The 15,379-nt window shown below is 63.4% G+C and carries 11 protein-coding genes; 4 read left to right on the forward strand and 7 right to left on the reverse strand.

Annotated features, from left to right (window positions below; all coding sequences use genetic code 11):
* Positions 1 to 15: 15 nt before the first annotated feature.
* The 4 genes from M8Q45_RS26380 to M8Q45_RS26395 form a co-directional block, all read right to left on the reverse strand.
* Positions 16 to 357 carry a carboxymuconolactone decarboxylase family protein gene (locus tag M8Q45_RS26380; protein WP_003206631.1) on the reverse strand — a complete coding sequence of 114 codons (342 nt, stop codon included), beginning with the start codon at positions 355 to 357 and terminating at the stop codon, positions 16 to 18.
* Between the two features lie 87 nt (positions 358 to 444).
* Positions 445 to 2,850 carry a penicillin acylase family protein gene (locus tag M8Q45_RS26385; RefSeq protein WP_249876993.1) on the reverse strand — a complete coding sequence of 802 codons (2,406 nt, stop codon included), beginning with the start codon at positions 2,848 to 2,850 and terminating at the stop codon, positions 445 to 447.
* A 391-nt stretch (positions 2,851 to 3,241) separates the two neighbouring features.
* On the reverse strand, positions 3,242 to 5,368 hold the full coding sequence (locus tag M8Q45_RS26390; RefSeq protein WP_249876994.1) for a type III effector: 2,127 nt from the start codon (positions 5,366 to 5,368) through the stop codon (positions 3,242 to 3,244).
* A 16-nt stretch (positions 5,369 to 5,384) separates the two neighbouring features.
* A complete protein-coding gene (locus M8Q45_RS26395; protein ID WP_249876995.1) occupies positions 5,385 to 5,873 on the reverse strand; it encodes a type III secretion system chaperone family protein in 489 nt (162 codons plus the stop codon).
* 150 nt (positions 5,874 to 6,023) lie between these two features.
* Here M8Q45_RS26395 and M8Q45_RS26400 point away from each other — a divergent pair, with 150 nt between their 5' ends.
* Positions 6,024 to 7,136, forward strand: a complete 1,113-nt coding sequence (locus tag M8Q45_RS26400) for a transglycosylase SLT domain-containing protein (protein ID WP_249876996.1) — start codon at positions 6,024 to 6,026, stop codon at positions 7,134 to 7,136.
* Between the two features lie 216 nt (positions 7,137 to 7,352).
* Here M8Q45_RS26400 and M8Q45_RS26405 read toward each other — a convergent pair whose 3' ends face one another.
* On the reverse strand, positions 7,353 to 8,510 hold the full coding sequence (locus M8Q45_RS26405) for a serine hydrolase domain-containing protein (RefSeq protein WP_249876997.1): 1,158 nt from the start codon (positions 8,508 to 8,510) through the stop codon (positions 7,353 to 7,355).
* Between the two features lie 593 nt (positions 8,511 to 9,103).
* Here M8Q45_RS26405 and M8Q45_RS26410 point away from each other — a divergent pair.
* Entirely contained in the window at positions 9,104 to 10,318 is a 1,215-nt protein-coding gene (locus M8Q45_RS26410) for a cytochrome P450 family protein (protein WP_249876998.1), read from the forward strand.
* A 258-nt stretch (positions 10,319 to 10,576) separates the two neighbouring features.
* Here M8Q45_RS26410 and M8Q45_RS26415 read toward each other — a convergent pair whose 3' ends face one another.
* Positions 10,577 to 11,173, reverse strand: a complete 597-nt coding sequence (locus M8Q45_RS26415; RefSeq protein ID WP_249876999.1) for a GNAT family N-acetyltransferase — start codon at positions 11,171 to 11,173, stop codon at positions 10,577 to 10,579.
* The gene (locus tag M8Q45_RS26420) at positions 11,170 to 11,721 is read right to left on the reverse strand and encodes an RNA polymerase sigma factor (protein ID WP_249877000.1); all 552 of its coding nucleotides are present in this window, start codon (positions 11,719 to 11,721) and stop codon (positions 11,170 to 11,172) included. Before M8Q45_RS26420 ends, M8Q45_RS26415 begins: the two co-directional genes overlap by 4 nt.
* A gap of 318 nt (positions 11,722 to 12,039) precedes the next feature.
* On the opposite strand from M8Q45_RS26420, the gene M8Q45_RS26425 reads away from it, so the two are divergent.
* Positions 12,040 to 13,167: a TyeA family type III secretion system gatekeeper subunit gene (locus M8Q45_RS26425; protein ID WP_249877001.1), complete on the forward strand. Its 1,128-nt coding sequence runs from the start codon at positions 12,040 to 12,042 to the stop codon at positions 13,165 to 13,167.
* Positions 13,164 to 15,251 (forward strand): type III secretion system export apparatus subunit SctV, encoded by a 2,088-nt coding sequence (sctV, locus tag M8Q45_RS26430; RefSeq protein ID WP_249877002.1) that lies wholly within the window; start codon positions 13,164 to 13,166, stop codon positions 15,249 to 15,251. Before M8Q45_RS26425 ends, sctV begins: the two co-directional genes overlap by 4 nt.
* Positions 15,252 to 15,379 lie beyond the last annotated feature (128 nt).

Raw genomic sequence — 15,379 nt, forward strand, 5'->3', positions numbered from 1 at the left:
CAGGTTATTTTCTTCTCACTTCTTCAAGGCGTCATGGGCCTCCAGCGCCCGCAGGGAATAGATATAAGCCGCGCCGGCATTCAGCGAGACCGCCGTCGCCAGGGTGGCGGCGATTTCTTCGCGGGTTGCGCCGGCCTTGATCGCGGCGTCGGTGTGTACGCCGATGCAGCCGTCACAACGGGTGGTGATCGCCACGGCGATGGAGATCAGCTCGCGGGTCTTGGCATCGAGCACGTCGTTCTCGGCGGCGGCTTCATCCAGGGCCATGTAGGCCTTGACCATTTTCGGATTGCTTTTGCCCAAGGCGCCAAAGGCGCTCTTGATGGTAGGCAGCAGCTCGGACCAGTTATTGAACATTGCGTGGACTCCTTCGAGATAAACGGGTTTGGGCCCTTGTAGTCTTGACCATCCATGGCGATCGGGCCTGCTGGTGGTCGAAAAGATTTATTCCGCCCTGGCGGGTAGCAGCTTCAAGGTACCGCGGGTGTTGGCCGTGACCTCTTCTTCGGCCAGGTGCGCCTGGTGATACAGCCCCTCGATGTAGGCCTCGGCCTGGTCCTCGTAGTGCTTGTCGAACGGCACGCCGCTCTGGCCCACGGGATTGATGGTGACGCTGTGGGTCGGGTCGGCGAAGTCGATGACGCGCCGGGTGGAGGGACCATAGGTCACTGGCCAGGGCGCCGGACCGATCCTGGCCGAGAGGTTGTTCGGCACTTCATGGGTGCCGGGGGCGGCGAATGGGCCGACGTTGAAGATTCGGTCCAGCGGTTTCTGCTGGCCCAGCGGATGGCCGTGGGTCAGGGTGTGAGCCTGGCCCCACTGCCATTGGGTGGCGTCCTCTCCCAAGGTGGCCCTCAGGTGTACCAGGGCTCGGTGCCAGGCCTTGAAGACCACGTCGGCACGGGTTTCGGTGCCCAGCGTCGAGCGATCGTCCCACCATGGCGAATCCTTGGCGGCGGCCAGGCGGGGGAGTGCGGCGTCAATCACGCGGGTCGACAATGCGGTTTCGAAGAAGCTGTCCCCCAGTTCATCGCGCAGGGCAACGTCGGCCAGGTCGAACAGGAACTGGTTGAACAGCGTGGCGCTGACGGAATCCAGCGGGTAGTCGCCCTTCCAGTCAGCCAGTTGCTCCACCCACTTGCGTTCCTGCGGGTCGCTGACCGCTTCGCGCAGGATCGGCAACAAGGGCGCAAGCAGGCGCGGACCGTAGGCGGTGGTGGTGCCCAGTTGCAGTTTCTGGGTGGTCGGGAGGTCCCATTTGGCCTGCTTCTCGCTCAACTGTCGGTCGAGTTGCTGGCCGCGGTCGGCGAGGTTGTAGTAGCCGGGAATCTCGATCCCGTTGGGCGCCACCGGCTGGAAATTTGCCGAGAGGACGTAGCCCCGGGCCGGGTTCTCTTCCTGGGGATTGCTGCTGAACGGGTAGAAACCGTCTTTGTCCGCCTCGGCGCCACTGCCATCGAGAATGAAGCCGAGCTTCACGCCCGCCGGCCGCTTGGGCAACTGCGCGGCGGCCCACCAGCCAATATCACCCTTGGCATTGGCCCAGACCACATTCAGGCCGGGCGCGTGGATCTTGGCCGCCGCGCCGCGCGCCTTGGCCAAGGTGTCGGCGCGGTTGAGCTGGTAGAACGCTTCGAGGATCGGGTTGCGAGTTTCCAGGAACCCCCACCACATGGCGATTGGCGTCTTGCCGGCGTTGGCGCCGAGGGCATCGTTGACGATCGGTCCATGGGGCGATTGGCGCAGCACCAGCGTCACGGGCGCCTGGCCCTTGACCGCGATCTGCTGTTCGCTGCGGGTCATGTCCACCCACTGGTCGCGGTACCAGACCTGCTCGGGGTTGTCCGGGTTGACCTTCTCGGCGACCAGGTCCAGGTCGTCGTTCTGGAACATGGTGATGCTCCAGCCGAAATCCTTGTTCATGCCCAGCGAGGCAAATGGCATCAATGCCTGGTACTGGCCGTAGAGTTCGAACCCCGGCGCCGAGAGGTGCGCCTCGTACCACACCGACGGCGCGGAAAAGCGGATATGCGGATCGCCGGCCAGCAAGGGCTTGCCGCTGTGGGTGCGACTGCCGGAGACCGCCCAGGCGTTGCTGCCTTCGAATTGCGGTAGGCCGTTGTCGGCCAAGGCCTGCTCGCTGAGGCGTGCCAGGGCGTTGAGGTCTTTCCAATCGAGGGCGGTCAGGCTCGGGCCGCTTGCCGGACCCGGCTGCAGCACGCCCTGGGGCTGCCAGTCGAGGTCGAAGATGTTCAGGTAGTCGGTACCGAGCTGGTCGCGCACGTAGGTCAGCAAGGGTTCGGTGCGAAAGGCGGCGGCAAAGCTGTAGGCCATGTAGCCGACGATGCTGGCGGTGTCTTCGGCGGTGAACGGACGCTTGGGAATGCCCAGCACATCGAACTCCAGCGGCCGCGTGTGGGTTTGCTGATAGGCGTTGATGCCGTCCAGGTACGCCTGCGTCGCGATCCAGGCCGGCGATTGTCGATCCTGCTCGGCGACGTAGCGGGCGGCGCGCTCGCGAATGCGCAGGCTGCGCATCAGCTTGTCGGTGTCGAGCAGCTTTGGCCCGAGGATTTCCGCCAGTTCGCCCCGGGCGAGGCGACGCATGATCTCCATCTGGAACAGCCGGTCCTGGGCATGGACATAACCCAGGGCGCGGTAAAGGTCGGTTTCGTTCTCGGCGCGGATGTGCGGCACGCCACGCTCGTCATAGCGCACCGTCACCGAGCCTTGCAGGCCCTGCAACTGCACTGTGCCCTGGCGGGTCGGCTGCTTGCTGTAGAGGTAGCCGCCCGCGACGATGACGGCGGTGACGATCAGCGACAGGAAGGCGACGAGGGTGCGTTTCATGGTTGATCCTTATTCGAGTGGCAGCGGTCCCATGATCTTGCTGCTGATTCCCTGTTTAACATGCAACCGCGTCCTGGTGCATCGTTCCTCGGAGGGATTTTCCTTTCCATCAACCGAATCGCCCACGGCGAGGGCGCTTGGCCTGTAGGAGCTGGCGAAGCCTGCGATCTTGATCTTTCGCTCCAGATTCAATGGGTAGTGAAAAGATCGCAGCCTCGCTTCGCTCGGCAGCTCCTACAGGCCCAGTGGGAGCAAGCTTCCTTGCCACGGATGTGCAGCAAGGTTTCCTGATGTGGAGAGAAGTGAGTCGCGAGGGCTGGCCACAGGCGAATGCCTGTGGCCAGCGTGGCAGGAAGGATGCCGGACCGTCTGGCGATGGCCCGGCGGTTTTTCAGCTTGGTCGGGTGGTGGGCGTGGCGTCGGTGGACGGTCCGCCCTGGGGTCGCGCTTCGCCGCGCTCTGCCAGTTCCAGGCCGTCGCCGGCCTTTTTCGGCCTCGTTACCACGCCCTTGGCAAAGTCAGCGGTGATGTTCAGCGCGGAAAGGGTGCTTTGCGGAACCACCTGGGTCAGGCCTCGGGTGACGTGATAGACGTTCTCCAGGTTGCGGGTCAAGCCTTCCGGCTGGGTGTGGGGCAGGGTGTCGCGGTTGGGACTGGTAACGTTCTGCCACGGTACCTGCGCTCGCTTGGTCAGGTCGTCCGTGCCATCGCCCAATGCTTTATTTTCCAGCGGTGCCGCCACGCTGTTGGCGAAGAATGGGAGCAGTGTCAGGCCGGAGGAGAAGAAGGTCGTGACGATCTGCTCCATTTTTTCTTTGACTTCAGGATTTTCACCCACCGCGGCGGCGTCTCCGACCCCGGTGCGCATGGCGATCCCCGGACCGACACCGACGATTCGGTTGGTCAAGTCGCTGACATTGGCCATGCTGATCGGGTTGAGCTTGCCAGTCGCTTCGGCAAACGCCTTGGGCAGGAGCTCTTTCCACTCGCGGTTTTCCTTCGTGACGCGATAGGTGGGGATCTGCTCGTCGCCGTGGGTCTGGGCATATTTGGCCACCGCCTGGCCCCCGGCCATGAAGGTGCCGCCCACTGCCGAGGCGAGGCTGCGTGCCGCGATGCCGGAGGCGTTGACGGACGTGAACTGGTCTATCGTGTCCCGTACCGCATGGGCCGCGCCGAAGGCGAGGTAACCGGTGAAGTCGCCGCTCATGGTGCCGAAGTTGTTGGCGTTCTGTTTCAGTTTGAAATCGGCGCGTTTTTCGCTCTGTGTCGCGTCGAGGGTGTCACGTTGGGCGTTGGCAACCCGCCGCCCATTCACGGTGATGTCTTGCAAGGCCTTTGGGTATACCGCCAGCGGGTCGACCTTTTCCAGCCCCCGGCCGATGGTCTTGTCGACGACGACTTGGATAAACGGGCGCAGACCGTCGCTGATTACCTTGTGGGCGGTACCCAGGACGGTTGATGTCGCCGCCACATGTTTTCCGAAGGACTGATCCGCCATCGCCTCGTCGATTGCCGCGGTGCTGGCGCCGAAGTGCCCGGCAGACGCGAAGCCCTGGGGGATCCCCGCGTCGGCGAATACGGCCAGGCCCGTCACGAAGCCGCTGTGGGTCTTGAGTTCGGCCACGTAGTCCTGGCGTCCGACATTCTTCAGCGCGGTGTCCAGTACTTCGTTCTTCTTCGTGGCTTTTGCCAGTTCGCTTGTGGTGCCAGGTTTGTCGTCCTCTTTCTTGAGGAACTCGCCAAGCTCATCCCGGACCTCACGCAACTGGCTCAACTCGTCGTTCGCCTTGTCTCGGTCGGCCTGGGGCAGGCTCTCGTTGCTCGCCGCTTGTTGCGCGTGCTCGATGCGGGTGTCCATGAACGTGTTCAGCCGCTGGGGCATGTCTTGCGTCATGGCTTGCGTGACGCCTTTTGCATAACCCCGGAAGGCTTTATGGCTGCTCTCCAGCAGCTTGCGATCGTCTTCTCCCGGGGTTTGGTCGATCACTTCCTGGCACAGCGAGTGATAGGCGCCGAGGGTGTTACCGACGCGCTCGCAATGCTTGTCCCAGACTGCTTTGAAACCGCCGCTTTCTTCCCGATCGGCCTCGTTCTTTCCAAGGTACTCGTTGAAATCCTTGACGAATGCTTCGGTTTCTTCGCGGCCGGACAGCATTGGATGAGGCGTGCCGCCGAGTTCGGCAAGGTGCTTTTGTATGTCCTGATAGCCTGCATTGGGCGCGTAGTCCAACGCGGTACCTTCCAGAACCATCTGTTGGCGTGCATAGCCGATAGGGTTGCTATCAGCGTTTTCCTTGCCGAGTTTGTTGATCATCACTGTCAGGCGATGCTGCCTGGTCTTGAGCGTTTCCTGGGTCTTGTCGCTCGCTTTCCCTTCGAAGTGATAAGGCACCAGGGGAGTCGTGGAAGGACGCACCTGTGCGGCCAGGCTAGTGCCCACCGGCGTGATCCGATCATCCTGCTGCTGGGGCAATGGCGCCGAACTTGAGGTTCCGCCTACTGATACTGCTGGCATGTGATGTTCTCCTTTCCTAGATCGACAGGGCGTTGTTCAGCCCTGCGCTACGCGGGGTGGGTTTTTGCTGGGTGGTCTTGGCGGCTTGGCCCGGGCTGGTGCCGTCGAAGAAGTAGCCGTCCCGCCAGATCAGCGCCATGTCGGCGGCGCCGCCCATCAGTCCGAGCAGGCGCTCGGCGCTGAGGTTATCCAGGGGCACGTGGCCGATCAGGATCACCTGTTCGCTGTCGCGGTTGTACGACAGCGACGGGCAGAACGCGCCGCTCAGCAGGTACAGGTTGGTTTCCAGCAGCCGCTGCATGACTGCTTCGCGATTCGCCACGGGCAACGGCCCGAAGCCGCAGTAGATGAACACGTCTCCCTCGCCCACGCCGGGTGTGTGCTTGAGGGAAAAGTCGACTTCCTTGACCGACAGGTTTGCCTGTTCGTAGAACGCTGACGGGGTAGGGATCATCGTGAATTCGCAGAGCTGATCGATCAGCTTGCAATAGGTGGGTGACGCCATGATTGACCTCGCATTGTCATCCAGGCGCCGACGAGCGCCTGCTGCCCATCGTGAGTGACACCTGCGGCATTTCGGTTCCACTGCACCGCGTGGAACCGCTGGCAGCTGATCCGCCACCCAATGGCGCCACCTCATTCAAGGTTGACCGCCATGTCCCGATCACTTGCACTCACGCCGGCCCTTCGATTCGTCCCCAAAGGGTTGTCTCTGCTCGCCATGGGGACCTTGCTGTACGGGTGTCAGCACCTCGAACCGCAGCTGACCATCGGCGATCGTTTCGCCAACGAGCCGTACCGTGCCCAGTTGCGCTGGCTGGAACCGGCGCCCACCGACACGATCATCGAGATTGGCGAATCATCTCCGCAAAGCGGTGGCAGCCTGTGGGCACGGATGCGCCAGGGGTTTTCCCTGCAGGCCAAGACCCAAGGAGTGGCGCGCATCGACGAGCAACGCCGCTGGCTGATGGAGCGCCCGGCGTTCCTGACCCAGACCGGACGCGCCGGCAGTCGTTACTTGCACTTCATCGTCGGTGAGCTGAACAAGCGCAACATGCCGCTGGAGTTGGCGTTGCTGCCGGCGATCGAGAGCGGGTTCAACCCCAATGCGCAATCGCCTGCCCAGGCCTTGGGGCTCTGGCAATTCATTCCCGCCACCGGGCGTCGTTATCAATTGCAGCAACGGGGCGACTACGACGAGCGCCGGGACATTCCGTCGTCCACCCGGGCGGCCCTGGATTATCTGTCCTACCTGCACGACTACTTCGACGGCGACTGGCTGCTGGCGCTGGCCGCCTACAACGCCGGGGAAGGGCGGGTGCGCGACGCCATCACCCGGAACCGCGCCCGTGGCCTGGCGACCCATTACTGGAACCTGTCGTTGCCCGGAGAAACCCAGAACTACGTGCCACGGTTGCTGGCGTTGTCGCAATTGGTCAACGCGCCAGCGAGCTACGGCGTGAGCCTGGCGCCGATTGCCGACCAGCCGTACTTCCAGATGGTCGCGTTGGCGCAGCCGGTGGACCTGGCGCAACTGGCGCAGTTGTCGGGCGTCCATGAGCGCGAGTTGCGCATGCTCAATCCGGCCGGGCGCGGCCGGGTCAGGGGGCGCCTGCTGATGCCAGTGGAAGCGTCGCGCAGGTTGCTGGCACAGCCGGACATGATTGCCAAGGCGGCGCTGCCCCGGGTGGGCGGTAGTGAAGATTCGCCTGATACCGGAACAGCCGAGCCGCAGGTGGCAGAGGTGGCGGTGCCGCCTGGGGTGTGAGCGGGTTGGGGGCGATGGGATTCAAGCTCAAGAAGAAGATGAACTTGTGGCGAGGGGATTTATCCCCGCTGGGTTGCGAAGCGACCCCCGAGGCCTGCACCGCGGTATGTCTGGCGGTCGCATTCAACCTTTTGGGGCTGCTTCGCAACCCAGCGGGGATAAATCCCCTCGCCACAAGAAGAACCGGTGTCCTTGCCTTAGCTGATCTGCCGAGTGCTACAGACACCCCATCGCCACATTCGCCAGGCCGCGTGCGCGAGGGTCCATCAAGACGTAGGAGCCAATGGTGTTGCAGGCAAAGCCGAACGCCACGCCGCGCTCGGGGTCGGCAAAACCGATGGTGCCACCGGCGCCCATGTGGCCGAAGGCGTCGGGCCCCATGCCGTAGCTGCCGTTCGCCACGTCCGCCTGGTTGAGCATGATGCCCAGGCCGAACCGCGTCGGTGTCTGGATAGTCGGGTCATATTCGGCGCTGTGCTCGCGCAGCATTTCGTTGAGCAGCGGCGACTCCAGCAACCGCCCGTCCAGCAGGCCGGCATAGAACTCCGCCAGGCTGCGGGCGTTGCCGTGGCCGTTGGCCGCTGGCTGGGTCATGCGCTTCCAGCCTGGCTCGTTACTGCGCCCCAGCACCATCGGCGGGTTGGCGAAGGCCAGCGAGCTCATGGCTGTCGGCTCGGTGAGCACATACTGCAGGACTCGGCCAAAGGCTTCATCGTCGACCTCGTCCTTGGTGCGCGCCATGTAGGCGCAGCGAGCGATGGTCGCGTCGTCCAGGCCGATATGAAAATCCAGTCCGAGCGGCACCGCCACCCGCTGGTGGATGCTTTGCGCCGGGCTCAGGCCATCCACCCGGCGCAGCAATTCACCGAGAATCCAGCCGAACAGCAGGGGCGAATAGGTCTGTTGTTCCCCGGCATTGGCCCACGGCTGTTCCTCGGCGATCAGGTCGATCATGGTGTCCCAGTCGTAAAGGGTTTCCGGGGCGAGGGGCGTGCGCAGCGCCGGTAGTCCGGCGCGATGGCAGAGCACTTGGCGCACGGTCGTCGTTGCTTTACCGGCCTTGGCGAACTCGGGCCAGTAGCGGCAGACCGGCGCGTCCAGGTCCAGGCGTCCTTCGCCGACCAGTTGCATGATTGCCACGGCCGTGAAGGGCTTGGTGCAGGAGAACAGGTTGAGCAGGGTGTCGTGCCGCCAGTTTCTGTCCGGTTCCGGCCCGGCGATCCCGGCCCACAGGTCGATCACTGTTTCGCCGTCGATCTGGACGCACAGGGCGGCGCCGCGTTCGAAAGGGCTTTGCATCAGTCCGGTAAAGGCCGCTTTGACCGGTTCGAAGCGAGGGTCGCAGTGGCCGTGGAGGGTGGGTGAGTGTGTCATGTCAGTTCCACGCAGCGTTGGGGGTTTTCCTTGAGTGACGAGGGCTGGGGGAACGGTTCACTGACCGTGGCCTGGATTTGGTTGACCGGGGTATATATCCGTTTCTTTGGTAACGGCGGCTTATGGTTCCGCCCTTACGGCGGGTCACTTTTTTCAGACGCCAAAAAAGTAACCAAAAAGGCTTTGCCCCACCACTCGGTGCCTCGCCTAGGCTCGGCATGCCCTCACTCCGGCCTTGCTCCGTGGGCCCGCCGCGATGGGCCATCCATGGCCCTGCGCGGCTATCCCGGCATCCATGCCGGGATGCCCACTGCGCAAGACCTGCGTTCGGCCATCGTGGTTAACGGGGCCTGGCAGATCAAAAGCAAAAGCAAAAGCAAGGCGAGGCGAGGCGAGGCGGCCGTATAGCCGACCTGGCTCTGGTGGCACACCGCATTTCCCTTGTGGGAGCGAGCCTGCTCGCGAAGGCGGCCGTTCAGCTTGCATCGATAGCCACTGATCCACCGCCGTCGCGAGCAGCGTTTTTTCATAGGGATCTTTTTGGGTGCCCCCCGCCACTCAGGAGCAACGATGCCTGCCTCCGGAGAATGTCCATGCCCTACGAGCGAACCCTTGACCTGAACAGCGACGCCTTTCGCGGCGAGGCTTATCGGCATTATGCGGCGTTGCGCCAAGCGTCTCCGGTGTTCCTCAGCCAGCCCGACGGGCAGTTGCCGATGTGGTACGTCACCGGTGCCCGGGAGGTCGAGGAGGTGCTGTTGGACAGCGAGCGCTTCGCCCGCGATCCGTCACGAATCGATCCGCAGTTCGCGGCGATGCTGGGGGGCGAGCAATCCATCGCTTTTCTCAATGACCACATGCTTAACCGCGACGGAGAGCGTCATCGCCGGCTGCGTCGGCTGGTCAACAAGGCGTTCACCCTGAAGGCGGTGAACGCCATGCGGCCGCGTATCGAGCAGATCGCCGAGTCGCTGCTGAACGCCGTTGGGCCAAGCGGGCAAATGGACGTGGTGAGCCAATATGCCTTCCCGCTGTCGATCACCGTCATCGCCGAACTGCTCGGCGTGCCCGCCCAGGACCGAGACGATTTCCGCCGCTGGTCCCACGTGATCGTCCGGCAGGTGGGGCACGACCTGAGTGAACTGCAACGCTGCTACAACGAGTTCGCCGGCTATATGCTTGCCTTGATCGATCGGCGCCGGGCCTACCCGGCCGATGACCTGGTCTCGGCCCTGGCCCAGGTCGAGGAAGAGGGCCGCATGCTCAGCCGAAGCGAGTTGTGCAGCATGATTGCGCTGCTGATCATCGCCGGCCACGAAACGTCGGCGTCGATGATTGGCAATGCCGTGCACACGCTCGTTCAGCACCCCGAAGCGCTGGCCCGGTTGCGTGATGAGCCGGCTTTGATGCCCACGGCCGTCGAGGAGTTCTTGCGCTATGACTCGTCGGTGGAGCGGGCAATGGTCCGCTTCGTCACCCAAGACACGGAATTGGCCGGGCACCCTCTGCGACGTGGAGAATTTGTGGTGGCGGTGGTGGGCTCGGCCAATCGTGACGAGGCGATGTGCGCCGATCCTGAACGGCTGGATATCACCCGCCCGGCCTGTCCGCACATGTCGTTCGGCAAGGGCACGCACTATTGCCTGGGCGCATCGTTGGCCCGGCAGGAGTTGGAAATCGCCTTGAACACCTTGCTGCGGCGTTGCCCGGGCCTGCAATTGGCGGTTGATCCAGGTGCAGTGCGCTGGCGCTATGTGCCCAACTTCCGGGGGCCGGATGCGCTGCCGGTGCGCTGGTCGGTGGATTGAGCTCGCTGGGTTCCGTAGGCGCTGGCGAAGCCTGCGATCTTTTGATCTTTTGATCTTTTGATCTTTTGATCTTTCGCTTGAGATTTGGGTGTTTTGGGGAAAGATCGCAGCCTCGTTGCACTCGGCAGCTCCTACGCAGCTCCTACGCAGCTCCTGGAGCAGAGCCTCGGGCTGTGCAAGAAATGGCATTCGTACGAATGGGCGCAGGCTTGAGAAAGAGACGGCTCGCCCGACACGGTCGCCGGACGAGCCGTGACCTCACGCGGGGCTGGTCTCCAGGCTTTGCGTTGGCGTTGATGAGATGGTAGGTGCCGTGTCGATGGGCATCAGGTCCAACCCATAAAGCACCACATCCGCGCGCTTGTCGGCGAACCGGGCGATTCCCGGGAATCGTCCCCATTGCGTCGCGCCCAATCCTTGCACGCCACGTTTGCTCGCCTCGTTGTGCTCGATGATCCAGGCCACCAGTGTTTCGAAGCCGTACTGCTTGGCCAACACCACCGCTGCCTGGCCCAGGCGAATGCCGACGCCGCTGCCGATGTGATCGTTGCGCACGTAGATCGACACTTCGCCGGTCAACCGACAGGCCTGGGCCCCCCAGCAGAAGCGGTTGACGATCAACCAGGCGACCACTTCACCGCCACGTTCGAGCACGTAGATCGGATCACCTTCCTTGACGAAGCAATCGACGAAGAAGGTCATTTCCTTCAGGGAAAACGCTCTGAGCACGGGGGAACTGGTGCCGCCCAGAGCGCTTTCGTTGAAGATATCCGTCATCACCGGCAGGTCGTCGGGGGTATAGCGGCGCACGCCGCGTGGCAGGTCGGGTCGGCTGTTCAGGCGATTGTGGGTCATGGCCGGGCTTCTCCGTAGACGCTGCGCTTGAGTTGTTCACGGGCGCGAAACAGCCGCGAGCGTACGGTGCCGATGGGCACGCCCAGCCGTTCAGCGGCATCGCGGTAGCTGCTCTCGGTGTCCACGGCGGTCCACAGGGTTTCGCGCATGTCCTTGGGTAGCGCGTCCATGGCAGACAGCGTGCGGTCCAGCAGCCGGCGGTTGTCGCACAGTTCACTCAGGTCGATGTCTTCGTTGGATTCGTTGAAATCGCTTTCGTCGAACGTGCTCAGTGGCGGTTGCGCGTAGAAACGGCGGAAGTGATTGCGGATCAGGTTGAGGGCGATGCCGCACAGCCAGGTGTCCGGCTTGGCCAGTCCCTTGAACTTCTCCTGGTTGCGCCAGGCTTCCAGGTAAGTGAGTTGGATGATGTCGTCGGCGTCGTCCTGGTTGAGCACACGCTTTTGCACAAACAGGCGCAGCTTACGTTCCTCGCCGAAGCTGACGCCCGGCGTGGCTGGGCGTTTCGAGGAGGTTGGCGGGGGCAGCATGAGGTTCAGGCTGTTCATTGATAAATCCCTCTGGGTAGGTTCCATACGCCGATCCGTATGTCGGCGTACCCCCTTCAGCAGGACCTGTGCCAAGCCGCTTTCATAGCCTATCTAACTGATATTCAAAATAATTTTGTTAGTGCTAAAGCTCTATTTGTGCAAGCTCGTGCACGACTTCCAAAGAAATCACTGCATGAAATTGCACCGCGCGGACCGTCGAAAATCGGCATGCGGAAGGTGTCGCCGATGAGATCGAAAAAGGCCTGATCGGCCATGGAACCGAATGCGGGATCGGCGCCACCCACTGAGCGTCCGAAACCACGCTCCCGGTTTGTCATGAAAGTAGAAGCCCCGACCAATGCGCACATTGCCGTCAATCTCGCCCAGGCTGTTTCGGCGGTGGCGGGCATTGGCAGGCCTGTGGAATCGACGCAGGTCGCGCAGTCCAATTCGATGGAGGAGGTCGGCATGACCTTCAGTCATCACGTGGAACGCAACACCAAGGCGTTGAGCCAGCGGCGCATCCGCAACGCTCGCAGTGAGGTGGGTCGGACACGGGTCGAAACCCGCGAGCAGTTGGAGGAGTGGTACGACCAGCTCGGTCATCCAGGCAAGCAGAGCCTGAGTGCCATGGCGGCCCAGGCCGGTGTGCTGCTCATGGGCGAGCCGGTGTTGGAAGAGGTGGTGCAATCTACCGGCGGCGATCCGGCCCGGACTGACCTGATCCTGCAGCAAACGTTGCTGGACGCCGAGGCGCAAGGTCGCCTTGTCGAGGCCAAGCGCGCCCGCGACTACCTGCAACGCTTGCGCGAGCGTTACGGTGCGCAGATCCAGGCCGGCATGAACATCGCCGAGGCCCTGCGAGCCGCCGGTGGCGATCCTGAATTGCGCCAGGCGGTACGTCGCCTCTATTACGACACCGTGGTGCTCAAGCAATCGTTGCCGACCATGATGCAAGCGTTGCTTGGCCTGTTCGGCGAAACGGCATTTGTGTCCGGGCTGGACATGATGCGCCGCGCGCTGGCCGACGACATTGCCGCCCACGCGCCTTCGCGGCCTACGCCCTTGCTGCGCACCCTGCTGATCGGCCTGGCCGCCTCGACGCAACTGGGCAGCGTGCTGCAAAGCTGTCGCCGTCTGTTGGAGCAACTGGCCTACAGCTGCCCGGCCAGCCAGCTCACCGCCGTGTTGTTGTTGCAACGCATGCTGGGGTTTGTCAGCAGCGGCTTGTCTTCGGCGGAAGTACGGCGTATCGGCCGGGAATTGGGTGGGGACCAGGAGCGCGATCAACTGGTCTCCCTGAACGGCTTGTATCCCTTGCTCAAGCGCTTGCCGCTGGCGCTCTGGCGTGATGCGAAAAGCCGCCAGAACGCGTTGAAGAATCTGCTGGTGCTGCTCGATGAGCGCTCCCGGGGCGAGACCCGTGGACAGACCGCCGAACCGGTCATTGGAGCGCGGTCATGATTGCCCTGTTGAACAAGGTCGCCAACGCGGCGGTGCGGCGTATCGAGGTGGCCGGGGCGTTCGTGGTGCTCGGCATCGTGTTCATGCTGATCCTGCCGCTGCCGACCTCGGTGGTCGATGCGTTGATCGCCATCAATATCTGTATTTCCTGCCTGTTGATCGTGCTCTCGTTGTACCTGCCACGGCCGTTGGCGTTCTCCTCGTTTCCGGCGGTGCTGCTGCTGACCACGTTGTTCCGCTTGGCGTTGTCGGTGGCGACCACGCGGTTGATCCTGCTCCAGGGCGACGCCGGCCATATCGTCCAGGCGTTCGGCAATTTCGTGGTCGGGGGCAACCTGGCCGTCGGGCTGGTGATCTTCCTTATCCTCACGGTGGTCAACTTCCTGGTCATTACCAAGGGCTCGGAGCGGGTCGCCGAAGTGGCGGCGCGGTTCACCCTGGACGCCTTGCCGGGCAAGCAGATGTCCATCGACAGCGACCTGCGGGCCAACCTGATCGACGTCAGCGAAGCGCGCCGTCGTCGCGAGGAATTGAACAAGGAAAGCCAACTGTTCGGGGCGATGGACGGGGCGATGAAGTTCGTCAAGGGCGACGCCATCGCCGGCCTGGTGATCGTGGTGATCAACCTCATCGGCGGCTTTTCGGTCGGCATGGTCCAGCACGATATGAGCGCGTCCGAGTCGATGCACTTGTATGCCGTGCTGACCATCGGCGACGGCCTCATTGCGCAAATTCCGGCACTGCTGATTTCCCTCACCGCCGGCATGATCATCACCCGCGTATCGCCGGAAGGGCAGCCGGCGGGCAGCAGTGTCGGCAAGGAAATCGCCAAGCAGTTGACTGCCGAACCCAAGGCCTGGGTCATCGCTTCGGTGGGCATGCTCGGCTTCGCCGCGTTGCCCGGCATGCCGACGCTGGTGTTCATCGTCATTGCCGTGATCACCGGCACCGCGGGCATCGTCCAGCTGTATGGCCGTGCGCGACAGGCGCGCGAGGGCGAGCAGCCTCACGTCAGCGTCACACCGGAGCAGAATGGCGCCGAGGATTTGCGCAGCTTCGACCCGACCCGTGCCTATCTCTTGCAGTTCTCCAAGTCGATGGAAGGCAATCCCGCCGCCGACGAGGTCGTCCAGGCGATCCGCAAGAAACGCAACGCGCTGGTCGCCGGTTTTGGCCTGACCTTGCCGCCATTCGAGATCGAATACAGCGCGACCCTGGAGGACGACGAATTCCGCTTCTGCGTGCACGAAGTGCCGATGCTGCGCGCCACGTTTGGAGAGCGCGTGGCCGTCGCCCGCGGGCCGTTGCCGTTCGAACCGCAGGACGCCCGGGTCGGCAGCGAAGTACGCGACGAGCATCAATGGCTATGGCTGGCGCCCGGCGACCCGCTGCTGGCGGACGAGCGCGTGGAGGCAGTGCCGGCGGCCGAGTTGTTGGTGGAACGCATGAGCCGCGCCATGTTTGCCACCGGGCCGCAGTTCCTCGGCTTGCAGGAGAGCAAGTCGATTCTCAGCTGGCTCGAAGCCGGCCAACCAGAGCTGGTGCAAGAACTGCAAAGGACCATGCCCCTGGCCCGTTTCGCTGCCGTGCTGCAACGCCTGGCGGGCGAGGGCGTGCCGCTGCGGGCGGTGCGGCTGATCGCCGAATCGTTGATCGAGCACGGCCAGCACGAGCGTGACGTCGGCGCGCTGACCGACTACGCGCGCATCGCCTTGAAATCGCAGATCTATCACCAGTACCGCGATGAAAACGGGCTGCACGTCTGGCTGCTGACGCCGGAGACCGAAGGATTGCTGCGCGACGCGTTGCGCCAGACCCAGACCGAAACCTTCTTTGCCCTGGAGAGCGTGCATACCCGCGCCCTGGTCCTGCAACTGCGCGAAGGTTTCCCGCTGCGGGCCAAGCGGACGGCGGTGCTGTTGGTGGCCCAGGACTTGCGCGCGCCGCTGCGGGATCTGCTGCGCGACGAGTTCAACCACGTGCCGGTGCTGGCCTTCAGCGAGTTGCACAGCAATGCCCAGGTCACCGTGCTGGGGCGCTTTGATCTGGAGCAGGAAACCCTCCGGATCGAGGACGCCGCATGACGGGTTCTTGTGCTTGGCGCGCCAGTCGCGATGCCAGGCGTAGCGATGTGAAACCAGGCGCGTCCGATGGCCTGGCTGTGACAGTGGACGAGGGCCGTCCGTGCCCCGTCGTTCAAGCGGATTGCCGG

Origin of the sequence: Pseudomonas sp. T1.Ur, assembly GCF_023516725.1 — a bacterium.
GTDB classification, from domain to species: Bacteria; Pseudomonadota; Gammaproteobacteria; order Pseudomonadales; family Pseudomonadaceae; genus Aquipseudomonas; species Aquipseudomonas alvandae.